This window comes from Labrenzia sp. C1B70 (genome assembly GCF_000475395.1).
Classification (GTDB): Bacteria; Pseudomonadota; Alphaproteobacteria; order Rhizobiales; family Stappiaceae; genus Roseibium; species Roseibium algicola.
The window spans coordinates 103,076-128,109 of record NZ_AXCE01000008.1 but is presented as its reverse complement, the minus strand read 5'-3'; the positions used below and the strand labels follow the sequence as shown (position 1 = coordinate 128,109).

Annotated in this window: 18 protein-coding genes; 13 read left to right on the top strand and 5 right to left on the bottom strand. The window is 60.6% G+C overall.

The window, feature by feature from the left end:
• Positions 1–8: 8 nt before the first annotated feature.
• From Q666_RS44335 to Q666_RS44325, 3 genes are all read right to left on the bottom strand, one after another.
• Positions 9–1,142, bottom strand: a complete 1,134-nt coding sequence (locus tag Q666_RS44335) for a hypothetical protein (protein WP_023003167.1) — start codon at positions 1,140–1,142, stop codon at positions 9–11.
• An 11-nt stretch (positions 1,143–1,153) separates the two neighbouring features.
• Positions 1,154–2,230 carry a hypothetical protein gene (locus Q666_RS44330; RefSeq protein ID WP_023003168.1) on the bottom strand — a complete coding sequence of 359 codons (1,077 nt, stop codon included), beginning with the start codon at positions 2,228–2,230 and terminating at the stop codon, positions 1,154–1,156.
• A gap of 136 nt (positions 2,231–2,366) precedes the next feature.
• On the bottom strand, positions 2,367–3,080 hold the full coding sequence (locus tag Q666_RS44325) for a class I SAM-dependent methyltransferase (RefSeq protein WP_023003169.1): 714 nt from the start codon (positions 3,078–3,080) through the stop codon (positions 2,367–2,369).
• Positions 3,081–3,309: 229 nt separating this feature from the next.
• Between Q666_RS44325 and Q666_RS44320 the strand changes: the two genes are divergently transcribed.
• From Q666_RS44320 to Q666_RS44305, 5 genes are read left to right on the top strand one after another with little or no spacing between them, the layout of a single operon-like run.
• A complete protein-coding gene (locus Q666_RS44320; protein WP_023003170.1) occupies positions 3,310–3,822 on the top strand; it encodes an acyltransferase in 513 nt (170 codons plus the stop codon).
• Positions 3,819–4,661 (top strand): 3-keto-5-aminohexanoate cleavage protein, encoded by an 843-nt coding sequence (locus tag Q666_RS44315; RefSeq protein WP_023003171.1) that lies wholly within the window; start codon positions 3,819–3,821, stop codon positions 4,659–4,661. Before Q666_RS44320 ends, Q666_RS44315 begins: the two co-directional genes overlap by 4 nt.
• Positions 4,651–5,982 (top strand): glycosyltransferase, encoded by a 1,332-nt coding sequence (locus Q666_RS44310; protein ID WP_023003172.1) that lies wholly within the window; start codon positions 4,651–4,653, stop codon positions 5,980–5,982. Before Q666_RS44315 ends, Q666_RS44310 begins: the two co-directional genes overlap by 11 nt.
• The gene (locus Q666_RS64810) at positions 5,979–6,896 is read left to right on the top strand and encodes a Gfo/Idh/MocA family oxidoreductase (protein WP_152533318.1); all 918 of its coding nucleotides are present in this window, start codon (positions 5,979–5,981) and stop codon (positions 6,894–6,896) included. The genes Q666_RS44310 and Q666_RS64810 overlap by 4 nt, the downstream gene beginning before the upstream one ends.
• Positions 6,893–8,011: a DegT/DnrJ/EryC1/StrS family aminotransferase gene (locus Q666_RS44305; protein WP_023003174.1), complete on the top strand. Its 1,119-nt coding sequence runs from the start codon at positions 6,893–6,895 to the stop codon at positions 8,009–8,011. Before Q666_RS64810 ends, Q666_RS44305 begins: the two co-directional genes overlap by 4 nt.
• A gap of 31 nt (positions 8,012–8,042) precedes the next feature.
• Here Q666_RS44305 and Q666_RS44300 read toward each other — a convergent pair whose 3' ends face one another.
• Positions 8,043–10,016 carry a tetratricopeptide repeat protein gene (locus Q666_RS44300; protein WP_023003175.1) on the bottom strand — a complete coding sequence of 658 codons (1,974 nt, stop codon included), beginning with the start codon at positions 10,014–10,016 and terminating at the stop codon, positions 8,043–8,045.
• 49 nt (positions 10,017–10,065) lie between these two features.
• Positions 10,066–16,377, bottom strand: a complete 6,312-nt coding sequence (locus Q666_RS44295; RefSeq protein ID WP_023003176.1) for a hypothetical protein — start codon at positions 16,375–16,377, stop codon at positions 10,066–10,068.
• Positions 16,378–16,788: 411 nt separating this feature from the next.
• On the opposite strand from Q666_RS44295, the gene Q666_RS44285 reads away from it, so the two are divergent.
• From Q666_RS44285 to Q666_RS44250, 8 genes are all read left to right on the top strand, one after another.
• Positions 16,789–17,748, top strand: coding sequence for an NAD-dependent epimerase/dehydratase family protein (locus Q666_RS44285; protein ID WP_023003178.1), 960 nt, complete (start codon positions 16,789–16,791; stop codon positions 17,746–17,748).
• 343 nt (positions 17,749–18,091) lie between these two features.
• Positions 18,092–19,120: a LacI family DNA-binding transcriptional regulator gene (locus Q666_RS44280; protein WP_023003179.1), complete on the top strand. Its 1,029-nt coding sequence runs from the start codon at positions 18,092–18,094 to the stop codon at positions 19,118–19,120.
• Positions 19,121–19,345: 225 nt separating this feature from the next.
• Positions 19,346–20,665, top strand: coding sequence for an extracellular solute-binding protein (locus Q666_RS44275; protein WP_023003180.1), 1,320 nt, complete (start codon positions 19,346–19,348; stop codon positions 20,663–20,665).
• 201 nt (positions 20,666–20,866) lie between these two features.
• Entirely contained in the window at positions 20,867–21,814 is a 948-nt protein-coding gene (locus Q666_RS44270; RefSeq protein ID WP_031270370.1) for a sugar ABC transporter permease, read from the top strand.
• Entirely contained in the window at positions 21,811–22,752 is a 942-nt protein-coding gene (locus Q666_RS44265; RefSeq protein WP_023003182.1) for a carbohydrate ABC transporter permease, read from the top strand. Before Q666_RS44270 ends, Q666_RS44265 begins: the two co-directional genes overlap by 4 nt.
• The gene (locus Q666_RS44260; protein WP_035908047.1) at positions 22,752–22,940 is read left to right on the top strand and encodes a hypothetical protein; all 189 of its coding nucleotides are present in this window, start codon (positions 22,752–22,754) and stop codon (positions 22,938–22,940) included. The genes Q666_RS44265 and Q666_RS44260 overlap by 1 nt, the downstream gene beginning before the upstream one ends.
• Positions 22,941–22,945: 5 nt before the next feature.
• Positions 22,946–24,043 carry an ABC transporter ATP-binding protein gene (locus tag Q666_RS44255; RefSeq protein WP_023003184.1) on the top strand — a complete coding sequence of 366 codons (1,098 nt, stop codon included), beginning with the start codon at positions 22,946–22,948 and terminating at the stop codon, positions 24,041–24,043.
• Entirely contained in the window at positions 24,036–25,031 is a 996-nt protein-coding gene (locus Q666_RS44250) for an ABC transporter ATP-binding protein (protein WP_023003185.1), read from the top strand. Before Q666_RS44255 ends, Q666_RS44250 begins: the two co-directional genes overlap by 8 nt.
• Positions 25,032–25,034: the final 3 nt, after the last annotated feature.

Here is a 25,034-nt window from a genome sequence, read left to right as displayed (position 1 = left end):
CGAAAAACCTATTTGTAACTGAGGATCTTGCCCGAAGGGCTGACGACATACTTGCGGATATTGGCAAAGCCCGGCGGGTTTCGCTCTTCCAGAATTTGATAAGGCCGCTGCGGCAGGATCAGCGATCGCTGCTGGTGTGTATGGCCAGCGACTTCCTGTGAAGCCGGATTGTGTGCCGACAGCGGATCGAGTTGGTAGATCTGCCGCTCGACCGACGAAAAGAAGCCTGCGGATTCGAACTCGGAGCCGGAGGCGACCAGGGTTTCGGTCGTCCAGGCCAGAGCCCAGTCTTCTCCAGGACGACCGGCGGCTTCGGCCAGGACGTCGCGCAGCGGACCGGACTGTTGGGTGAAGGTGTGGCTGTACATCGGCCCAAGAAAGAACCGGCGCAGGCGCTTGGGATGCAGGTCATCGAAGTCGCGGTCGAAGCCACGGGCGATTGTCACCAGCTTCAGGGACGCGGAGGATTGCGCGGTCAGATGGCTCTGGACGCGCGGCCAGCGGCGCTCGTCCTTGGCCAGAGGCCACTTGCCGCTGTCTTCCAGGTCGAGAATGTAGATCAGCGGAATGTTCTGCTGACTGTCATAGACGGCCCAATGCAGCCTGTAGAGGCGGCGGTTGTCGACGACGTTGCCCATCCAGGCCAGACGTGGGTCGTTCCGTGCCCAGAACAGGTCGCCCTTGGCGAGCTCTTCGTAATACTGGCGCTGCGAGGCGGCAAACTGCAGGTTGGTCGGCGAGGACTGTTCACGCAGGATATGGTTGACCATCTCCAGCTTGAGTTCGCGCATTGCCGGCAGCGACCGTAAATGCTTGTCCGCCTGCATGGCGTCGTTCGCCATCTGCAGCAGTTCCTGATAGATCGGGAAGCCGCTGTCCTGACGGTCGATGTTCAAAAGCGAGGGCAGCATGTCCGACACGCGGCCCGCCAGCAGATATTTGTAGGAAAGCGCCGTGAAGGTTCCCGACAGCGCTTCCAGGTACTCTTTCAGAACCGGTATTTCCGAGGCGAGCGCGGTGTTCTCGTTGATGACGCTTTCCGCCACCCCTTGCAAATGCGAGATGATCCGCTCGAACTTGGCGAAGTAGCGCCGTGTTTCATGCGCTTCTTCCAGGGTTCTGTGGTCCAGGGTCAGATCCACGGTTCAGACCCTCAGGCCCCGTACGTGTTCTTGTCGTGCTTCTCGACGATCTGCTGGAACCGGCGCGCGAAACGCTCGTCCGACTTGGCCTTTTCCTCCAGCACCTTGCGGGCGAACACCATGTGGTCCTCATGGGCTTCCATCATGTCGGCCATGCGCTGGTTGGTTGCGGAGCCGATGGCGGCCATCGCGGACTGGGCTTCCTTGTCGGTGGCCACGCCGATCTCGTTGATCTTGTGGGCGATATCCTGCTGCTGGGCCGTCTTGAGGGATTTCACAAGCGCATCGTAAAGCACGACGCGCTGCTTTGTGTCCGTCTGCAGCTTGTTGATCAGCACCATCTGGGTGGCCGCCTGGTTTTGAAGGCTGTCGACCCAGGTCTTGCCCTTTTCGATGTAGCGTTCCAGCGTCTGGCTCTCGGCCAGCTTGACCTGCTCTTCCTGGGCCAGGCGGTTGTATTCGGCGTTCATCTCCGCCAGCTGGCTCTCAAGCTTGGTGCGCTCGGAGGCATCGGTCTCCACGGAAATCTTGTTTTCCAGAGCAATCACGTCCGGATCCATGGCCACAAGCTTGGCCTTGATTTCCTCCAGCGTGCCGACAGTCTGTTCGCGCTGGCTCAGTGTTTCGCTGAGGTTGGTTTCCACGCGCTTGGAATGTTCGTTCAGCGTGTTGAGCTGCTCCTGCAGCAGCTGTCCGATGACATTGGACTTGGTGATCAGGTCCTGAAGCTTGTCGTCGATGCTGGCGGAGCGCATGCGTTCCTGGCGGATGCTGTCGGAGCGCTGCTTGGAAAAGATGCCGATGAAGCTTTCCCATCCGGTCTTCGTGCGCATGGCATCGAAGTCCTTGGAAAAGGTCGCGGTGACATCGTCAAGACCCATGATGAGCTCGGCGATGTTGGCGCCCATGAGCTCGGTGTGCTTGTGAACATCGTCCAGGGACGCGTTCTCGATGTCGATGGAAATGTCCTGCCCGGTGTCCAGCTTGGACTTCGCGGTTTCGATCTTCGAGGTCAGCTCGTCGATCTTCTGCCTCGCGGCGGCAACTTCCTTTTTCGACTTTTCAATCTGAGCGCTGAAATCCGCCATGGGCCCCTTCCGGATAAAATTTTTTCAAAGTGATTCTTATTTAGCAAGTCTTCTTGGAAATACAATTACAACGCGCTTGCCGAAACGTCATGGTTCCACATGCTTGCGGCGTGTTTCGTGGACGGCGTGAAGCGGCTCAGTCTTGAAGACGGCCGGGAAAGCCGATGCTGGATGCCCGTTGTACCCGCAGCCAGAGTTGTCCGTCGAAGGCCTTCCGGTCGAGAAAATCCACACGAAGTCCAAGACTGGTGCACTCGGTGTCGATCCAGGACTTGCTGTGGCGAACGATCCCCGGTTCATCGGAAACATGGCTTGTGCCGACCCATGCTGTGCCGTTGTAGTCCTCTTCCAGGGACTTCGCAGGGAGGTAGGAAACGAGGAAAACCGCATTCTCGCTCGAGTTCTGGAGAAAACCCTCTAGCATCGTGCGGATATGAGACTTGCTGCAATGGGTCCAGATGGACCCCGCCAGAACCATGTCGAACTTTTTACCGAACACGGACAGGTCGAATTCGGCATTGTGGTCGAAACGCGGCTGTCTTTGTCGAAGGACCTGATCATCAAACAACAGATCAAGTCCCCAACGCACCCTGTCGCGGTGCGGTTCGATACCGCAGTAGTTTTGCTCTCCAAGAAAGGGAATCAGCCAGTAGGCGGTCCGCAGACAACCGCAGCCGATTTCCAGCACACTCGTTTCCGGCGACAAGCCTTCGCGCAGGAGCTCTGCGAATTGACGTCTGCCACCTTCATCGAAGGTCTGGGTCGGCACGCCAAGAAATCCGTGGTCGAGCGCCATCTTCTCGCCAAGGCGCTGGACGTTTGTTTTTTGCTGATCCGATGCTGTCTTCATTGCCTTGTCTGTCTGCCCGCAACACGTTCCGTGTGAAGGTGTCAGGTCTCGCGGTTCGTGGTGTTTGTCCTGTCGTAACAGGACGGGAACGGGCATGTGGACTACCGCGAAACAGCACCTGCGGCAAAGGCGTATTTGAAAGCTTTTGACCTTTCACGCCGTCAACGGCTATGCCATTGTTCCGCAGACCTGAACTTCAAAAACAACAACAACAGCCCCGTCAAATCACATGAGCCAATCCGAAACGCCAGAAGAACGTTTTCCCGACGTGCTTTTTTACAATGCCTCACTCACGGAGGTGCAGGAAAACGTCACAATAGGACCCGGTACACGTGTCGGTTCCATGACGATAATTCACAAGAATGCAAGCATTGGTTCTGGAACTACTATCGGGTCGCATTGCAATATTTGCGAATGTGTCATTGGCGATAACGTTTCCATTCAGACCGGCTGCCATATTACACGTGGGGTTACTGTTGAAGATGACGTCTTCATCGGCCCGCAAGTCGTTACGCTCAACGACAAGCTGAAAGGCGGACCGATGGTCTATCCCTATATCGAGCGCGGAGCGAAGATCGGTGGTGGCAGCCGCATTCTTCCAGGTGTTCGTGTCGGAGCAAATGCAGTTGTCGGTGCCGGCAGTGTTGTGACCAGAGACGTTCCTCCGGGTGCTCTCGTGGTTGGTAATCCGGCTCGTGTCAGATCTGACGGACAGGACAGGCAAGCTCAGAAATCCCCATGAAGGACCTGATCCTGAACCTTGCACCCACGGGAATGGTGCCGACCCGTGCCATGTCGTCGGCCGTGCCGCTGTCGCCGGACGAGATCATCGCCGACTGCCGCCTGTGTGCGGACCTTGGCGCGACGATCCTGCACATTCATGCAAGAGACGAGGATGGCCGGCCAACATTCCGGAAAGACATATACGGGCGGATCATTGCAGGTATCCGGGAAACGCACCCGGATGTGATCATCTGCGTGTCCCTCAGCGGTCGGAACTTCCCGGAGTTCGAACAACGTTCAGACCCCTTGCTGCTGACAGGGGACCTCAGGCCTGACATGGCCAGCCTCACGCTGTCCTCGCTGAATTTTGCCCGCACCGAAAGTATCAATGCACCGGACATGGTTGTCCGCCTTGCAAAGACCATGGAAGACCGCGGCATTCGTCCCGAGCTGGAGGTCTTCGATGCGGGCATGGTGAACTACGCCAGGTATCTTGCAGACCGGGGGATATTGAAGCCTCCCTTCTATTTCAATGTGCTGCTCGGAAATCTCAGCAGTGCACAGGTAACGCCCTTGCATCTGGCGGCGATCACGCAGGATCTGCCTCCAGAATCCGTCTGGTGTGCAGGTGGCATCGGCGAAAGCCAGCTTGCCGCCAACACGCTGGGGCTCTTGTTCGGAAACGGTGTGCGAACCGGTCTGGAGGATTTTCTGTGGCTTGATGCGGACAGAACGCAACCGGCTACAAACGAGAAACTGGTTAGCCGGGCAAGCGAACTCTGCACGCTCCTTGGCAAGCGGTTTGCCTCTGCCTCGCAGGTTCGCGAAGCGCTCGGGATGACGCCTCATGCAGGCTGACCGTCGTCCGCTCCGGATCCTGATGACCAACAACACGCTGGATCAACCAGCCGGGTCGGAGCTTTATCTCAGGGATCTGGCGCTGGCCCTCATGCGGCGAGGGCACTTCCCGGTCGCCTACAGCCAGAGCCTTGGCCCGGTTGCCGACCGTCTCCGAGCGGCGACGATTCCTGTCGTTGACGACCTGCGGGACCTGTCCGCGGTGCCCGATGTGATCCACGGGCAGCATCATCTGGAAACGATGACGGCCGCGCTTCGTTTTCCGCAAGTGCCGGTCACCTATACCTGTCACGGCTGGATTCCCTGGCAGGAATGGCCACCGGTCTTCCCGAACATCCTGCACTATGTCGCGGTTGATGACCTGTGCCGGGAACGTCTTCTGACCAGTGCGGGCGTACCGGCTGACCAGATCTCGGTCCTGCATAATTTTGTCGATCTCGACCGTTTCAGAAAGGTGCGGGACCTTCCGGACAAGCCGAAGTCCGCACTTGTCTTCAGCAATTCTGCGGCTCAGGTCCCGAAGGCGATACGCGACGCCTGCACCCGCATGGGCATCGAGCGCGTCGATGTCGTTGGACAGAACTCCGGCCGCTCCGCCGCGCACCCGGAGACCATCCTGGCGGACTATGACGTTGTCTTTGCAAAGGCGCGCGCTGCAATCGAGGCAATGGCATCCGGATGTGCCGTTGTCGTCATGGATTACGGTCAACTTGGCGGGCTTGTCAGTTCCTCCAATCTGCAAAGCATGCGTGGATTGAATTTCGGCATCCGAACCTTGCAGAACCAGCTTTTGCATCAGGACAAGATCGAGCGTGAACTGGAGCGTTACGACGCATCGGATGCGCGCACGGTGACACAGTGGATCAGGGCGAACGCCGGCCTGGAAGCTGCCGTGGATCGATGGCTGGAAATCTACTACAGGACCATCGAACGCTGGAGTGATGTTGCCGGTACGCTGCACGATGGCGAGAGACTGACCTCCGCATCGCGCTATGTCAGTCAGCTAGCACCGCGGGTGAAGGCAAAGGAACAGGCGGAACATTGCAAAAACCTCGCCGATGCAGACCTCAGGGCGGCGAAAGCTCAGTTGGAGCGGGATACGGCAGTCGCTGCCAACGATGATGCGCGACACAAGGCGAGGATCGCTGAACTGGAAAGAGAAGTGCAGGGCCTGAGGAGGGAATTGCAGGGTCGGAAGAGGGAACTGGAAAGACACAGATTTCCAGGATTGGCTGTCCGGATGGCCTGGCAGGGGTTTGAGAAGCAGGTTCTCAAGCGGTGCCGCCGGCAGATAGCGTCCTTCAGGAAGCCGAAATCGTGACCCTGCATCTTGCCGAAATTGTCTCCGAGGAACCGTTGCGCGTGCTGCTGGTTGGCCTTGGCAAGATGGGCCAGCTCCATATGGAATGCCTGTCCAAGATGCCCGGCGTTTCTCTTGTCGGTATCGTCGATGAAGACGGGGGCAAAGAGATTGCTGCAAACGGGATCCCGTTCGCGCGATCGATCGATGGTCTCGCCAACGAGTTTGCAGCTGCCGTTATTGCGGTTCCTGTCGAAAGGCATGCCGAGGCTGCCGTTCCGTTGCTCGCGCGCGGCATTGATTGCCTTGTCGAAAAACCTTTGTCCCTGTGCCCGGGAGAGATAGAGACGATGATTGCCGCGGCCCGCACCGGCGGTGCCAGGCTATCGGTCGCGCAGGTCGAACGTTTCAACCCGGTCATCGAAAGCACGATGGCCGCCTTGCGCAAGCGCTCAGGCAAGGTGCGCGTGCAACGGCTGTCCCGGATGCAAAGCGTTTCCGGCGGCCCGGACGTGATCGCCGACCTGATGGTGCATGATCTGGACTGGATCGTGAAACTCGAGGGAACAAGTGACTGTGAGATAACGGTGCTGGAGAGCCGAAGGACGGCAGGCTGCCTGGATTATGTCTGCTGCCGTCTCGGTTTTGGCGACAGATCCTATGAGCTGGCTGCGGTCCATGGAGCCAGCAAACGGAAGCGCAGCCTTGACGTCTGGCTGGACGGAGATGAAACGCGCTGTTTCGACCTTCTTGCGTTGTCGCCAGACGGGCGGTCGGATCCGCTGACGCGGCAGGCCGAAGTTTTTGTCATGAGCAGAGCAGGTGATGCGGCTGAACTGGCGACAGCTGAAGAGGCGCTCGCTGTACTTCGACTGTCGGACGCAATCAGACGATGCGCATTCGAGACCTCCAAGCTACCGGAAGGTGCGGCGTGAAGGTGATTGTTCCCTTCGCCGATGTGGTTGGCGAATGGCAACCTGTCCGGGCCAAGGCTCTGGAAGGTATCGACAGGGTGTTCTCACATGGGCGTTTTGTCGGCGGTCCGGAAATTGCCGAGCTGGAACAAAAGCTTGCCGGGATAACTGGTGCAAGGTTTGCCGTGGCCTGTGCTTCGGGAACGACGGCCTTGCAAATGGCCATGATGGCTCTCGGCATTGGGCCGGGTGATGAAGTCATTGTTCCGGACTTTACCTTCATCGCGCCAGCGGAAAGCGCTCTTGTGCTCGGTGCGGAGCCGGTTCTGGTAGACGTCCTGCACCCGTCCGGCCTGCTTGACCCGGATGAACTGGAAACAGCGATTTCCAGCCGCACCAAGGCCATCGTCGCGGTCTCGCTTTTTGGACTGCCTGCCAACTTCGAAGCCATCAATTCGATTGCCGCAAGGCACGGAATTTCAGTGATCGAAGACGCTGCCCAGAGCCTGGGGGCGGGGCTGGAAGACAGGCGGAGCGGCAATCTGGCGGGGCTCGGATGCACCAGTTTTTTTCCGACGAAGGTGCTCGGCGGGGCAGGGGACGGCGGAGCGGTCTTCACCAACGATGAGGCGCTCGCCAGCGCGCTTCGCGAGATCCGTGACCATGGACAAGGCGGCAAGTACTATCACCTGCGGCTGGGGATGAACGGCAGGATGAGTTCGATCGCCGCCGCTGCCCTGCTGGCGCGGCTCGAACGGTTCAGCAAGGCGTTGGATCGTCGCCGCAGTATCGGTGAGCTATACGACAGGCTCCTCGAGCCTCTCCGGGAGACTGGTCGTTTGGATTATGTCCGCAGTCCGGACTTGGCAGGCAGTGCCCGTTCGCAATATGCCGTCGTTCTGGAGGATCGAGAAGCGCTTGCCAGAGGTTTGCGCGAGGCAGGCATAGAAACGGCAGTTCATTATCCCGCTCCACTGCACGACCAGCCGGTTCTGCAGCATTGCCGCCGGTCTGGTCGTCTCGAAACTGCGTCCATGCTGGCAAGCAGGATCCTGTGTCTGCCCATACATCCGGGCCTGACGGATGAACAGGTGAACCTCACCGTGGAACGACTTGGCGTGCTCGTGCAAGCCTGAACACCCCACTCGTTCCCGAGGCTGATGTCGGTCAGGCCCCGGTAAAGTCCAGAAACCGGCGGCTGAACAATGGCCTTGCCTCGTGACGTGCAATGAGAAGATCGCGCCAGGTGGCGGGATAATCGTCCACGGCCAGCATGTCTGTCGTTTCGTGGTCTATGCCGGCGGCAACTTCGAGCAAGGCGTCCAGATCGCTGAGATCGGTTTTTGGAAGCGTATTGCTGCGGCATGCCTGCCACATTTCAGCATAAAGACCTTCCAGTTTCGAAACCAGAAGCGGCGTGTCGAAGAGGAGGCAGTCGTCCCGGCTCTCGGTCAGGCGTTGACGAAGATCCCGCAGCGCTTGGCGGTCCTTGCCGAGGTCTGCTGCGCGTTTCACGTAATCTTCCGGCGTCGGACAGACGAGCTCCTGAAGACCGGCGGCAGTGACCAGGCTCGCACAGACCCGTGCGGCGAAACATTTTCCGGCAATCGTGAGGACCGGCACGCCCATCCAGAGGGCATCGGAGGCGGTGGTATGGGCGCCATAGGGGGTGGTGTCGAGGAAGAGGTCGGCAAGCGGATAACGTGCCAGATGGTCGGGGTTGGCCATCTTCCCGGCAAAAACCAGCCTGTCCGGAGCAATGCCTGCCGCTTCGGCACAAGCTTTGAGACGCTGGTCGGTTTCCGTGCCGCCAGTCAGCAGCCAGAGAACGCTTCCCGGTACCTTCTTCAGGATGGCGAACCAGCGGTCCAGGCAGAACCTTGTGATCTTGTGGCTGCCGTTGAAGCAGCAGAACACCGTGCCGTCTTCCGGCAGTCCGAAATCGGAGCGTTGCCAGATGCGCTCGGAAACGACGCGCTTGCGGTTGTTCGGCTGGTAGCAGGGCAGGCGCAGAACCTCTTCGGAATAATAGATCTCGTGGTCCTGCGGAATGATGATGTCGTCGGCGACGATATAGTGATGGAACGGACTGGCCGTCGTGCCCGGAAAACCGAGCCAGTTGACGATGACCGGAGCCGGACGCAGTGCGACCAGCCGCGTACGGCCTTCCCGGGTATAGCCGTTTACGTCGATCAGGATCTGGATGCCGTCTTCGGCGATCAACCGCGCGGCAGCTTCGTCGTCGATGCCGGAAATGGTGCGCCAGTTGTCGGTGGTTTCCCGGAAATTCCGGCTGAGCGGATCATCCGCCGCCGGGCCGCAATCATAGGCGAAGACCTCCACCTTGGACCGCTCATGCAGGCCGAACACTTCCGCCATCAGGTGGCCGACGGCATGTTCGCGAAGATCGGACGACAGGTAACCGATCCGCAGCGGGCCGTCGTGCTCCATGGCTTTTGGCCATGCCTTCATGGGGGCGGTGGGCGTTCCGACGTCCTGGCGGCTGTAGTCGGCGCAAAGGCCAAGCTGAAACAGCGGGTCGTCGCTGAAGGCCGCGGCCGACAGGGGCGACATGGCCCACACCTGCTGTGAAGGCGTTACCCGTTCCAGCGGCTGCACCACCGGCCACTCGCACTGGCGCTGCCGAAGGGCAATGAAATGCTGCGCGACTTCCCGTTGGTGCGGGTCGAGTTCCAGGCTCTGGCGCAGCATGCTTTCGGCTAGAACATCCTGGTTGGCGGCTTCCAGTGTGCGAGCGATCTGGTTGAGGGCCGTCAGTCGAACGGAGAGCGAAGCCGGCGTCACCGCAAGGGTCTGTTCCAGCACTGTGTTCCACTGGCCAACCGCCGCGCCGATATCCCCCTGCTGTTCCAGAATACGACCGAGGTTGATATGGGCCGCATGAAAGCTCGGATTGAGGTTCAGCGCGCGCTCCAGGGTCTCGCGCGCAGCCGCCAGCTTGCCGGTTTCTGAAAACAGCACAGACTGGTTGAAAAGCACTGCATACAGCAGTGGGTCATCCGGGTTCTGTGCCACCCAGGTGCCATAGAGAACTTCCGCGGCACCAAAGGAGCCGTTGCCTTTCAGGGCCTCGGCCGCGCCGATGAGTTCGACGATCGACAGGCTGGTTTCATTTGCCATTCGTGGCGGTCCTGGGTGTGTCTGGTGAGTCGGAATGATGGCGCAAAGATCAGGAGACCGCTACAGCCATGGCGGCGATTTGCTCAGGTGTCATGGTCGCGATCTGTGTCTCTGTGAAGTGTCCGATCTGGTCGGCGTCGAGCGCTTCGATCGACTGCGGGCCGAGGGCAGCGATCGCCTGCGCGCTGAGCGAACGGATCTGGGTTCCGGTGAGGCCGGACAGCTGGGCGTAAGACATGGCTCCGATGCGTTCCGGTGCCAGGGCACCCAGCTGCGTGACTGTCAGTGCTCCGACCTGGCGCGAGGTCAGCGCTCCGAACTGGGTAGAGGACAGAATCGAGATTTCACTGCTGGTCAGGTTGGAAACCTGGTTTGCGCTGAGGGAGGCGATCTGGGATGGGGTCAAAGCCGTGAATTGCGCATTTGACAGGGCGCGCAACTGCACACGCACGAGACCGGCAAGTTGTGACGCGCTCATTTCGGCGATTTCATCCGGAGAAAGACCGGCCAGCGCGCTGGTGGAAATGGATCCGACCTGCGCAGCGCTCAGGCCGCTGATCTGGGTCAGGGTCAGCGCTTCGATCTGGTTTTCCGAAAGTCCCGCAATCGTCGACGGCAAAAGGGCGCCGATCATGGTCGAGGTGAAGGCGGTGAACTGGTCTGCAGACAAGGCGCCAATCTGGGTTGCCGTCAGGCCGGAGACCGCCTCTCTGGCAAGAGCGAGAAGTTGTGTTGTCGCCAGACCGCCGATCTGGTCCCCGCTCAGACCGGAGATCGCCGACGCCGACAGATATTCCATCTGCGAGGTGGAGAGCGAGCTCAGTTGCGACAGCGTGAGGCCGGCAATGGCGGTGGCGGTCAGGGCCTCCAGTCCGGTCGAGCCGAGGGCGCCAAGCTGACCTGAGTTGAACTGGGAGAGCTGCGCTGCCGTCAGTCCCTTGATGCCGCTGGCCGAAAGGGCCGTAATCTGTGCGGGCTTGAGCGCGGCCAACTGGTCGGTGGTCAGCGAGGCGATCTGCGCCCCGGTCAGGCCTCCGGCTGCGGCTGGCGTCAAAAGGCCAATGCGTGTGCTGGAAAGGGAGGCGATCTGGCCGGTGTTCAGTCCGCTGATCGCGGTGGCCGACAGTGCGCCGAATTGCGGATCTGTGAAGGTGGCAAGCGTCGTTGGCGAAAGCCCGGCAAGCGCCGCTCCGGACAATCCCTCGATCTGACTGGTCGTCAGAGCTGTGAGTTGGTCTTCGGACAGCGCACTGATTTGTGCCGCACTCAGGCCGGAAACAGCATTTTGGGACAGGGCCGAAACCTGTCCTGTTGTCAGCGCGGCCAGTTGAGGGGCGGACAGGGCACCGGCTGCCGAGCTGGAAAGGCCCCCCATCTCGATCAGCGACAATTGAGAGACCCGCAATGGCGTCAGTGTGCCGATTTGCGTTGCCGTCAAGGCTGCAGCCTGGGTGGCGGTCATGCTCGCCCATTGTCCGCCGGAGAAAGCTGCAAGGCTCGTTGCATCGAGTGCGGCAATTGTTGTTGTCGAAAGCCCGGCAACATGCTTTCCGCTGAACATGGCGAGCTGGCTGGCTGACAGCCAGGAGAATTGATCGGCCCCCAGACCGGACAGGCCGGAAGGTGTCAGCGCCGCAACCTGACGTGTGCCAAGCGCTCCGATCTGATCCTGGGTGAGAGCGCCGACTTGCGCTGCCGACAGTCCCGCAATCTGTGTCGTTGCCAGTCCGGCTATCGTTGCGCTTTCAAGGGACGCGATCTGCGCTGGTTTGAGAGCTGCAAGTTGACCGGCGGTCAATGCGGAAAACTGCTCCCCGTACAATCTGGAAAGCACGGCAGTGCCGCTTCCTGCCAGGGCGCCGGGGGCAAGCGCGGCGACCTGATCCGGATCGAACCGGGAGATCTGTTCCGGCGAAAGGCTCGAGAGGACCGTGGACGAAAGTCCGCCGATACCGGCTGTCGACATTGCAGCGATCTGATTTCCGGTGAGGGCGGCGGCCTGCTCAGTTGTCAGGGCACCTGTCTGCCTTGCCGTGAGGGCCTTTACCTGATGCGTGCTGAGGCTGGCGATCGTGCCCGGCGCCAGGCTTGAAATGACGCTCGTGGAGAGGCCTGATATCTGCTCGGAGGTCAGCGACAGCAGTTTGTCCGGGCCAAGCTGGTCTGCCTGGGTCGGGGTCAGACCGGCAAGGGCTTTCAAAGACAGGCCGGAGATCTGCTTGTCGGTAAGAGCACCCAGTTGCCCGGCACTCATGGCGCCGAGACCTTCGGCGGAAAGCCGCTGCATCTGCGTTTTCGACAGGCTTTCGATCTGCGTGGTCGATAGCGCTCCGACCTGATCGCCGTTCAGAAGGCCGATGGTGATTGCAGCGAGGCTGGATATCTGGCTGGTCGAGAGGGCGGAAACAGCTGCCGGGGCAAGGCCTTTCCAGGCTGCGGCTGAAAGCGCGTTCAATTGTGTTGTCGACAGGGAGGCGGTGGTCGCCGGGCTCAGTCCTGCAGCAGCGTCTCCGGAAATGGCGCTGACCTGGGTGGTCGTCAGCCCGGCAATCTGGCTGGTCGTGAAAGCTCCGATCTGATCAGCCGACAGCGATCCAATCTGTGTTCTCGTGAGCGCGCTGATCTGTGATGTGGAGAGGGAGGCGGTCTGTGTGGTGGTTAGTCCGGTCAGCGCCGCGGTGCTCAGACTGCTGATCTGCGACCGTGACAGCGCCGCCATCTGCTCACTCGAAAAGGCTTCAAGGGCTTCATCACCCAGGCCCGCAATTTGTGTGGTGTTCAGGGCCGCAAGCTGTTCGTTGGTAAGGGCGGCTGCCTGAGTGGCCTTGAGCGCACCAATCGTTCCGGCGCTGAGGCTTTTCACCTGTGTTACCGACAGGGCGGATATCTGGCCGGTGCTGAAAGACTGGATCTGCGTGGTGGCCAGGCCCGCCATCGCCGTGCCGGTCAAGGCGGCCAGCTGGGCATCGCTCAAGGTTGCAATTGCGGTTCGGGTCAGGCCCTTGATCCCGGTGGCCGAAAGGGCTGCGGTTTGGGTGGTGGTCAGCGCTTCCACCTGTGCCGTTGTCAGGCGGGTCACCTGCGCCGCGTTGAAACTGGCGATCTGGGTTGCTGTCAGCGCCGCGATTTGATCCGGCACCAGGGCTTCGAACTGGGTTGCGTTCAAGGCCTTCAACTGAACTCCGGTCAGGCCGGTCAACTGGGCTGTTGTCAGGCCCGACACGTCGGAGGCGGAAAGACCTGCGAGACCTGTTGCAGACAAGGCGCCGATCTGCTTGTCGCTCAGCGCCAGGATCTGCTCGGGCGACAGCGCATCGACCTGATCGTCGGTCAGGCCTTTCATCTGTGTCGTTGTCAGGGAGCCGAGTTGTGTCGTCGTCAGGGCGGCGATGGTCTCTTCACGCAGGCCGCCGATTGCGGCTGCCGTCAGTTCTCCAAACTGCGCGTTCGACAGAGAGCCGAGCTTGGTCGCCGTCACCGCCGCCATCTGCGTCTGGGTCAGGGCACGCAATTGCACAGAGCTGAACTGGGCCAGCTGGTCCGCGGACAATGCGGCGATCTGGGTTGCGCCGAGAGATGCGGTCTGTGTGGCTGTCAGTCCCGCAATCTGGGTTTTCTCAAGCCCTGCAACAACGTCGCTGTTCAGGCCGGCAAGCCCGGAGGCCGACAGCGAGCCGATCTGTTTGGCAGATAGCGCGGCCGCCTGGGTCGAAGAGAGCACTTCGGTCTGGGTGCTGTCGAGGGCGCCTAGTGCGGCAGGTGCAAGGCTTGCCACCTGTGTTGTCGACAGGGAGGCAATCTGGTCCCGGGTCAGGCCCTTGGCCTGATTGGCGACAAGGGATGTGATCTGCGTTGTCGTGAAGGCATCGAATTGCGCCGTACTCAACTGACCGACGGCGGTGCTGGAAAGAGCTGAAACCTGTGTGTTGCTCAGCGCCGCAATCTGGTCCGGTGTCAGAGCCGCGATCTGGCCGGAGCCGAGGGAAGAAATGCCGGCTGCCGAAAGGGCGTTCAGGCGCTCGCCCTGCAGGGCGGAAACCTGAGCATCCGTCAGGCCGGCAGTGTTGCCGGCAAGGGCTGCAATCTGGGTCGTGGACAACGCCTGGAACTGATCGGACGACAGCGATGAAACCGCCGATGCGGTCAGGCTTTTCACCTGTGCGCCGGTGAGAGCCGCCACTTGCGTTATCGACAGCGCTGCAAGCTGGTCCGTTCCAAGGGCGGCGATTGCCTGGCCCGAGAGACCGGCAATCTGGGTAGGGGCAAGCTGGCTGAGCTGGCTCGTCGAGAAAAACCCGATCTGGGAGCCGGTCAGGCCCGACAGGGCAGTGGCAGTCAGGCTTTCCAGCCTGTCTGGCGTCAGGGCCGCGATATGGCTTTCACTCAAACCGCGGATCTGCGCCGGGGCAAGATCGGCAAGTTGCGTGTTGCCGAGCGCCGCAAACTGCTCGGCACTCAGGCTTGCGAAGGCGGTTTCGGTCAGGCTTCGCAACTGGCTGGTCGACAGGTTCGACAGGAAGCTGCTCGACAGCGCTTCCATCTGCTCCGGTCCGAGCGCGGCAATCGTGGTGGTGGAAAAGCCCTTGATGGCTGTGCTGTTGAAGGCGGCGATCTGGTCGCTGCTGAGCTGGTGGATTGTCGTGCCATTCAGGGCTAGCGCCTGAGCATAGCCCATCGAGCCGATCTGCTCGGTGCTGAAAGTTCGGAGCTGTCCGGCGGAAAAGGCCCGCATCTGGGGAGCGGTCAGCGAGCGAACCTGCAGCGAGCCGAGAGCGCCGATCTGGGTTTCATCCAGTGCGGCGATCATCGTGGTGCCGATGCCGCGCACCTGGTTGACGCTCAAGGCGCCGATCTGGTCGGTCGACAGGGCGTCGAACTGGGTCTCGTTGAACCCTGCGATCACGAAACTGGACAGGGCGCTCAGGCGTGTACCGGTAAGAAGCGCGATCTGGGTTTCCTTCAGCGCCTTGCCCTGGGTTGCGGTGATCGAGGTCAGTTGGGTCTCGGTCAGCGCCTTGAACTGGTCTTCGGAAAACAGCGACAGGTCGCCGGCGGTCAGTCCCTGGAATTGTGTCGTGGTCAGACTGGCGATGCGGGTCTCGCTGAGGCCGGAAATGACCTCGTTGTTGAGCGAGGTGATCTGCGTTGCCGAGAAAGACGCGAACTGGTCTGCCGTCAGTGAGGCGACCTGCTGAGCCCCGAGGGCAGCCACCGCCGTCCGGGTCAATTGACCGATCTGTGAGAAGTTCAGCGCGCCGAGCTGGGTCTCGTTCAGGTACCGCGTCTGTGTCTGGGTAAGGCCCTGGATCTGTGCCTTGCTGAAATTTGCGATCTGGGGAGCCGTCAGCGCGCCGATCTGCGTGGTCGTCATGGCGCCGATGGAGGTTCCGGAAAAAAACCTGATCTGCCCGGGGCTGAAGGTCTGGATCTGGTCCTCGGAGAAGGACTGAACCTGCCTGGTCGACAGCACGGAGACCTGCTGGGCCGTGAGCCCGGCAAGCTGGGAGGACGTCAGCGCGGATATTTCCGGCAGCGTCAGTCCTTTTACCTGGGTGGTCGACAGCGTGCCGATATGGGTGGCGGTCAGGGCACCGAACTGGGTCGTCGTCAGTGCGGCGATGCTCTGGCTGCTGAGGGCCCGGAACTGGGTGCTGGCGAGCGACAGCAGTGTGTCGACGCTGATCGCCTTCACCTGCGGCATCGTCAGGCTGCCCATGTGGGTGGTCGTCAGCTGGCCGGATTGTTCCGCCGTCATTGCCGCAACCTGGTCCACGGTCAGATTGCGGAATTGCGACACGCTCAGCATGCCAAGCTGGGTGCTGGCCATGCCGGAAAACTGTTCCAGGCTCAGGCCCGCCACTCTCGCGGGTGAAAGAGCCTTCACCTGCAGGCTGGTCAGTGCTGAAATATCGTCAGAGCCGAAATGCGAAAACTGGCTGTCGGAGAACCCGGCAAGGACGGATGTCGCAAAGCTCTTGACCTGACCGGGCGAAAACGCCTCGATCTGTGTTCCGGAAAGATCCTGGATCTGGGTGGCGGAAAGGGCGGCGATCTGGGGTGCCGTCAGTGCCTGCAACTCGCTCGCGGAAAAGGCGGCAAGGTCTTCTGCCATCAGTTGCCGGATCTGGGTGGTGGTCAGCGCGCGGATATGGTCTGCGTCGTCCGAGCTGACTTCCTGGTAGGTGATCGCATCGTAACTGGCGAGCGTCTGGGACGAGGTAAGGGTGCTGGTTCCAGATCCCGTTGTCGTTTGTCCGGAAGTTGTATCGGAAGATGGCTCCTCCGTGGCCGGAGACACCGACGTGCTTGCAGGTGAGACGTAGAAGGTTGCCGCGCTGGGCGTGGCGTTGATTGTCGTCACTTAAGGAGGTTCCAGAAAGCCCCAAAGCGGGCCGCAGGCTGCTCAGCAACTTCCGTGCCAGTGCCTGTTTTTGCGAAAACCGCTGATTTCTCCTGTTGAATGGATGCTGGCTGTTGGTCGCACCGGACAAAGTCTGCCGCTGTCCCCAGGCAAAATTCGCCCGGTGCTGGTGGTGCGCTCGGCAGGAAATGCCCTGGCGCGGCCATGCCATGGGCCGGCATTGGCTGAGGGGCCTCCGAGCAAACGTTGCTTGATTGAGAAGCCGTCTGGCGGAATTGGCCGAGAGATTTTGATCCGCGGCAGCTTTGTGATGCTGCCGGGCATCTTTGGCACGGCGCGTGCTAGGCGCGATTTAACGGCCGAGCGGGTAGGCGGCCGGGCTTTCGCAGCTACCCCGGAACACACCACATCATGTCCCTTCCCATACTGATCACCGGAAGTGCCGGCCTCATCGGGTCCGCCCTTGTGGATACGCTGACGGCGCTGGGCCGTCCTGTCCGTACGTTTGATATTGCCGATGCTGGGCAGGACAGCCGCGACGGCGTTGCGGTTGAAGACGCAGTGCGGGGCTGTGGCGGCGTAATTCACCTGGCAGCAGTGTCACGGGTGCTTTGGGGTGAGCATAATCCCGTGCTGTGCCGGGAGGTGAATGTCGGGGGAACCCGCAACGTTCTTGCAGCTGCTGCAAGTAGCGGGAGCCGTCCCTGGGTTCTCTTCGGCAGCAGCCGGGAAGCCTATGGGCCGGTCACCCGATTTCCGGCAGATGAAGACACTGCACGCTGCCCGATGAATGTCTATGGACGGTCAAAACTGGCAGGCGAGAAGCTGGTGGAGGCAGCCCAGGAGGCCGGTGTCAAGGCCGCTATCCTGCGGTTCTCGAACGTCTATGGCCGGATTTCCGATCATGCGGACCGTGTTGTTCCCGCCTTCGCAAGAGCCGCCACCGAAGGGCACAGATTGCAGGTCGAGGGCCGCAATCATGTCTTCGACTTCAATTATCTGGATGATGTCGTTGACGGTATCCTGAAGATGGTCACTTTCATCGAGGCAGAACGGAAGGCGCCACCGCCTGTGCAATTCGTCTCCGGGGTCGGTACCAGCCTGACCGAACTTGCCGAAGCCAGCGTACGGCTTGCCGGAACGGCCGCCGAAATCCACCATGTCGGGCCGCGCAGCTTCGACGTCAACGGCTTCGTCGGGTCGGGGGAACGCGCCCGGCAATTGCTTGGCTGGCAAACGAAGACAAGCATAGAGGAAGGGCTTGCGCATATGGTTCGGGCCTTTGCGGATGCAAATGGCGAGGCGCAGCTTGCAGAGACTACATGTGCCTTCAGTGCAGGTGCTACTGACCCCGGTCTGTCCGCTGTTTGATTGCTGTTTCTTGAGCTGGTGCTGGTTGAAACGACCGCCCTGGCTTGCCCTGTTGCCATGAATCGGATTAGCTGCAGGAAAGCGTGGCCAATGGCGCCATATTGCTTCTGCAACGCTTGCCCGCGATTTGCAATTGCCTGATATCCTTGGGGAAATTTCTTCCGTCAATCGCCGTAAAGCGGATTTTTGATTGACGTATGTCAGAATGCTGCGCGACATTGTCTCCCTGTCGGTCAGCGGGTGTCCGGTCGATCCAGCGGGGGCGCCCGGACGCTGATCGGCGTTGAAGTGGTGGATCATCTTGTCTGCGTTCACGAGAACGCGGGATGGTCCGGGAGACGTAATGGTCAAGCCAACCGTACACGATATCGCCCGCGAGGCCGGGGTCAGCCTGTCGACCGTCGACCGGGTCTTGAACGGGCGTGCGGATGTGCGCCCGAAGAACGCGGAGCGGGTGAAGGAAGCTGTTCGCAAGCTCGGCTATGTGCGCGATACCAATGCGGCCAATCTCGCCAGGCAGCGCCAGTACAAATTCGTGTTCGTTCTTCCCGAAGGGCCCAATCATTTCGTCGAAACGCTGGTGGCTGCGGTCGAAGAAGCGTCCGGTGCGCAGGTGGCGGACCGGACAGACGTCAGCGTGTTGCTGGTCGACGCCGCCGATCCGCACGCGGTTGTCGACAAGCTGAAGACCCTGGACCTGTCCGAACTGGACGGCGTTGCCATGATGGTTCCGGAAACACCGCAGGTGCGCGATGCCATCGCGCATATCAAGAGTGCAGGTGTTTACGTCGTCGCGCTGGTGTCGGACCTGCCGAACTCGAAATGCCACTATTTTGCAGGTGTCGACAATTTCTCCGCCGGCAAGACCGCAGGGGCGCTGTTGGGCAAGTTTTTGCGCAACGAGACCGGCAGCATCCTGGTGGTGACCAATTCCATGGTGGCGCGTGACAGCATCGAGCGCCGCTTCGGTCTGGACGAAGTGCTGTCGCGGGACTTTCCGCAACTGAAAACCCTGCCGACGATCGAATTCTACGACGATCCGGACCGGATCCATGAAACCCTTGACCACGCGCTCAAGGCACATCCGGAGCTGAAGGCGGTTTATTCCATGGGGTCGGGCAATGCGGCCATGCTGGATGCATTGCGTGAGCATGGCGTTGCCGGACGGTTTGTGGTGATCGCTCACGATCTGACGCCGGTAACGCGGCAGGCTCTTGCCGATGGCGAACTTGACGCCGTCATTGCCCAGAATGTCGGGCATCTCGTGCGCAGTGCCCTGCGGGTCTTGCGGGCCAAATGCGACGGCACGGACATCTATGAGGCTCAGGAAAAGATCCGGATCGAGATCATCATGCGCGAAAACCTCTATTGAGGCTGGCCGCTCCAGCCAAGAGTTCTGTCCCTTAAAAATAAGCAATATCAATATCATGCCCTGTGCTGTCGGCATGGTTCAGGTCTGATTGACTTCGAAAAGAAAGACGTATGTCAGTTTTTTGATTGACGTGACATACGTATGTCAGATAGCGTGAGCCTGCACTTGGAGGAGTGCTGCGGTCCGGCATGCGCCGGCACGCGACCATTCGGGAGGACTTCACCCATGAAAACTGCGAAACTTCTCGCGGCAACCGCCATTGTTGCGGTTAGCGGACTATCTGTTTCCAATGCGCAGGCCGATGAGCTGACGCTGTGCTGGGCGGCCTGGGATCCGGCCAACGCGCTGGTCGAGCTGTCGAAGGAATTTGAAGCCGAATACGGCCACACCATGAATTTCGAATTCGTGCCCTGGCCGAACTTCGCCGACCGCATGCTGAACGAGCTGAACTCCGGCGGCAAACTGTGCGATCTGCTGATCGGCGACAGCCAGTGGATCGGCGGCGGCGCGGAAAACGGCCATTACGTCAAGCTGAATGACTTCTTCGAGAAGGAAGGCATCAGCATGGACGATTTCGCTCCGGCGACAGTCTATGCCTATTCCACCTGGCCCAAGGGCGAGCCGAACTACTATGCGCTGCCGGCCATGGGCGATGCCAACGGCTGGTTCTATCGCAAGGACTGGTTCGAAATGCCGGACATTCAGGCTGCCTTCAAGGAGAAGCACGGCCGTGACCTGGCTCCGCCCAAGACGCAAGCTGAGCTTCTGGAAGTCGCACAGTTCTTCCAGGGGCGCGAGATCGACGGTCAGACCCGGTACGGCGCGTCCATCTTCACCGAGCGCGGCTCGGAAGGCATCACCATGGGCGCGACCAGCGCGCTTTATCCGTTCGGCTTCAAATACGAGATGACGCCGGGCAAATACGACATGGAAGGTGCGGTTAACTCGCCCGAAGCCGTGGCGGGACTGGAGTTCTACAAGGAACTCTACAAGACCGGCACGCCCCCGGGCTACACCGACAGCTACATGGAACAGTCCCTCGATGCCTTCAAGTCGGGGCAGGTGGCCATGGCCATGAACTGGTTCGCCTTCTTCCCCGGTCTTTATGCCGACCCGGATGTGGGCGGGGACAAGATCGGCTTCTTCGTCAATCCCGGCCAGAACCGGGAAGCCTCGACGCTCGGCGGGCAGGGCATCTCCGTGGTGGCCTATTCCGACAAGCAGGATGCGGCGCTTGAGTACATCAAGTGGTTCGCGCAGCCGAGCGTTCAGAAGAAGTGGTGGGATCTCGGTGGCTATTCCTGCCATGTCAGCGTCCTCAGCGATCCGAGCTTCCCGGACAGTGCGCCGTTTGCGTCCGACTTCCTTCTGGCCATGGATAACGTGATGGATTTCTGGCAGGAGCCGGCTTACGCCGAACTGCTGCTGGCGATGCAAAAACGCCTTCATGACTATGTGGTTGCCGACCAGGGCACCGCACAGGAAGCGCTCGACAAGCTGATCGCCGACTGGACCGAAACCTTCGAGGACGAAGGCAAACTCTGACGGCTCCAGGTGAACCCTGACGATGCCAATGCGCTTGTCAGGGTTTGACCTGCCCTTGTCTCAGTGGATGGCCGGTCTTTTGGCGGCCATATCCTGATCCTGCCTCTGCGGACGGCCCGCCTTCTGGCGGGCTGTCTCACCCTGAAAGACCGGCCGTCCCGGCCCGTGCTTTCCGGAACCGTTTCTCAAGAAGAGCGTCTCATGTCCGACACCCCGATAGACCGAGTAGCAAAGGCAACGCCGCCCACCGTTGCCGCGAAAATCCGAGGGCTTTCCGACCGTACGATTGCCTGGCTTTTTGTCGCCCCGACAATTTTCCTGCTGCTTGCGGTCAATATCTTCCCGCTGATCTGGACGATCAATCTCAGTTTCACGAATTTCCGCGCCAATCGGCCCAACCGCGATGTCGAATACATCGGCCTGCGCAATTACGAGCGCATCCTGACCGATGGCGACATCTGGCTGACCATGCAGGCGACCGCGCATTTCCTGTTCTGGACCATCGTCCTGCAGGTGCTGATCGGTTTCACCCTGGCCTGGCTGATCAACCGGAAATTCAAGGGCAACGATCTGTGGACCACCCTGATCGTGCTGCCGATGATGTTGTCGCCGGCCGTTGTCGGCAATTTCTGGACCTTTCTCTACCAGCCGCAGATCGGTCTCTTCAATTACGGTGTGTCCTTCTTCACCGGGGTCGATCCGGCATCCTTCCAGATGATCGGCGACGTGGCGCTCGCGCCCTGGGCCATCGTGATTGTCGATACCTGGATGTGGACCCCCTTCGTGATGCTCATCTGTCTGGCAGGCCTGCGATCGATACCGGACTATATCTACGAGGCCGCGGAAATCGATCGGGCCAGCAAGTGGCGCCAGTTCTGGACGATCACTGTGCCCATGGTGCTGCCCTTCCTCATGCTGGCAGTCCTGTTCCGCGGCATCGAGAACTTCAAGATGTTCGATCTTGTGGTGCAGCTCACCGGCGGTGGCCCCGGCTCCGTGACCGAGCTCACCTCCATCAACCTGAAGCGTGAAGCCTTCGAGAAGTGGCGCACCGGCTATGCCTCCGCCTACGCGATCGTCCTGTTCGTGACTGTCTTCGGCCTCGCCTCGATCTACGTCAAAGCCCTGAACAAGGTGAAGGAAAGATGAGCAGCTATTCCATCACAGAACCGTCTTCGCGGCAGAAGTGGGTGGCCGGGTCGCTGGTCATCGCCTATGCGGTCATCACCCTGCTGCCGCTGGTCTGGATCCTGACGACAGGGTTCAAGTCTCCGGTCGATGCCATCGCCTATCCTCCGAAGGTGCTCTTCGAGCCGTCTCTGGAAGGCTACGTCAACCTCTTCACCACCCGCACCCGCGTATCGCCGGAACAGCTTCAGGCCCTGCCACCGCCCGCTACCTGGTACGAGGAAATCGTCCGCAACCGCGACATGGTGATCGCGGGCCCCTCCCGCTACGGCGAAAGGTTCCTGAATTCGGTCATCATCGGATTTGGCTCCACCTTCCTGTCGGTGTTCCTCGGAACGCTCGCCGCCTATGCCTTTTCAAGGTTCAAGGTGCCGCTGAAGGACGACCTGCTGTTCTTCATCCTGTCGACAAGAATGATGCCGCCGATCGCGGTCGCGATCCCGATCTTCCTGATGTTCCGCACCCTTGGGCTGTCGGATACGCACCTGGGCATGATCCTGCTCTATACGGCGGTCAATATCTCGCTTGCGGTCTGGCTGCTGAAGGGCTTCATCGACGAGATCCCGCGAGAATACGAGGAAGCGGCGCTGATCGACGGCTACACCCGCTTCCAGGCGTTCTACAAGGTGGTGTTGCCGCAGGCGGCAACGGGCATCGCCTCGACGGCCATCTTCTGCCTGATCTTCTCGTGGAACGAATATGCCTTCGCGGTGCTGCTGACCTCCGGTACGGCCCAGACGGCTCCTCCCTTCATTCCGACCATCATCGGCGTCGGCGGCCAGGACTGGCCGGCGGTCGCGGCAGGGGCAACCCTGTTCCTGGTGCCGGTCATGGTCTTCACCATCCTGCTTCGCAAACATCTCCTGCGCGGCATCACCTTCGGAGCGGTCCGCAAATGATCAGCGATTTCATGAGCGGCCTCGTCCGCCTGCGCCGCGGGTCCTGGGAAATGCTCGCATCCCTTCTGATCGCCATTGGTGTGATCATGCTGATGCAGCCGGTCTTCCTGTGGGCCTACACCTATTCCTTCATCGTCACGCTGACCGGAACAGTCATGTTCATCATCGTCAGCCACTTTCCGGAGTGACTGTCTTGGCAGAGATCGTAATCAGAAACCTTCGGAAGGAATTCGGCGACTTCACTGCCGTGCAGTCGTCTTCCTTCAAGATCGAGGACGGTGAGTTCTTCATGCTGCTCGGCCCGTCCGGCTGCGGCAAGACCACCACCTTGCGCATGATCGCCGGGCTGGAGCTGCCGACGTCGGGCGAGATCTATATCGACGGCGAGGAGGTCGGCCAACGGCCGGCGAGCCAGCGCGATATCGCCTTCGTCTTCCAGATGTTCGCCCTCTACCCGCACATGAATGTGCGCAAGAACATCTCCTATCCGCTGGTCAGCCAGGGCATGCCGAAACATCAGGTTGCCGAGAAGGTGGCGGAAGTTGCCCGCATTCTCGGGATCGAGAAGATCCTCGACCGGCCGGTGGGCGGGCTTTCCGGCGGCGATCGACAGCGTGTCGCGCTCGGCAGGGCCATCGTCCGGGATCCGAAAGCCTTCATGATGGACGAGCCGCTCGGTGCGCTCGATGCGGAGTTCCGCGAGCATATGGCCGAGGAGCTGCGGGCGCTGCATGACCGCATGGGCGCCACCACTGTCTATGTCACCCACGACCAGCTGGAGGCCATGCAGATGGGCGACAAGATCGTGGTCATGAACCATGGCGTCATCGAGCAGTTCGGCACGCCGCAGGATATCTACGACAAGCCGGCAACCATGTTCGTTGCCGACTTCATCGGCTCGCCGCCGATGAACTTCCTGCGCTTTCACGGCGAGATCCATGCGGGCGCGTCCAAGGTGATGATGCATCACGAGGAACTGGACGTGCCGCGGCTGATGGAACCCTTTGAAGGCGACATGGTCTTCGGCATCCGTCCGGAGCACATCACGCTCAACGACAGCGGATCCTACCGGGGCGAGGTTCTGGCCGCCGAATATCTCGGCACCACGCAGATCGTCACGTTGAAGACCGCCTCCGGTGAGCTGAAGGCCCGCATTCCCTCAGACCAGACTGTGCGTGCCGGGGAATTTGTCGGCCTCGAATTCAACGGGTCAACGGTGACGCTGTTCGACAATCAGTCGGGGCGGGCGCTGCGGTCGGAACTGAACGAGGGAGTGCTTGCTCATGGCTGAAGTCAGGCTGTCAGGCCTCACCAAGCGGTTCGGCGATACGCTCGCTGTCGATGAGGTGAGCATGAACATCCCCAACGGCGCCTTCGTGACGCTGCTGGGGCCGACAGGGGCCGGAAAGACCACCATCCTGCGTCTGATCGCGGGACTGGAACAGCCGGACGCGGGCGACGTCGTCATCGCGGGGCGGTCGGTGGTTGGCGACACGCCGGCGCAGCGCAACGTCGCCATGGTGTTCCAGCAGTATTCGCTCTATCCACACATGAGCGTGCGGGAGAACCTGGCATTTCCGCTTCGCTCGCCCTTGCTCAAGACGCCTGCGGACGAGATAGACCGCAAGGTTGCCGAAGTGGCCGAAGTCTTGCGCATTTCGCACAAGCTTGCCAACAAGGCGACCAACCTTTCCGGCGGCGAAATGCAGCGGGTGTCCATCGGCCGGGCACTGGTGCGCGATCCGTCCATCTATCTCATGGACGAACCGCTTTCCTCGCTCGACGCCAAGCTGCGTTCGGACCTGCGCATCGAGTTGAAGCGCATCCAGGAAAGCCTGGGGGCGACGTTGCTTTACGTGACCCATGACCAGATCGAGGCCATGACCATGGCAACGCACGTCGGCGTTCTCGATCATGGCCGCCTGGTGCAATTCGGATCTCCGCGCGAGATCTACGAGAACCCGGTCAATCTCTATGTCGCCGGGCGTCTCGGCCAGCCACGCATCAACGTGCTGCCGGCCGATCTTTTCGCCGGTGCGCCGAGCGGTGCCAAGACCATCGGTCTGCGTCCGGAGCATATCGCGCAAGGCGAAGGCAAGGTATCGGAAGTTCGCCGGGTCGAACATCTGGGTGATCAGACCCGGCTGCATCTATCTCTGGATGGACATTCCGTCGTAACGCTGTCAGACAGCCACACCGCCCTGGAACCGGGCGACACTCTCGCCATTCAACCAAGAAATCCGCTTTTCTTCGACGCCAGCGGCGCTCGCATTTCCTGAGGA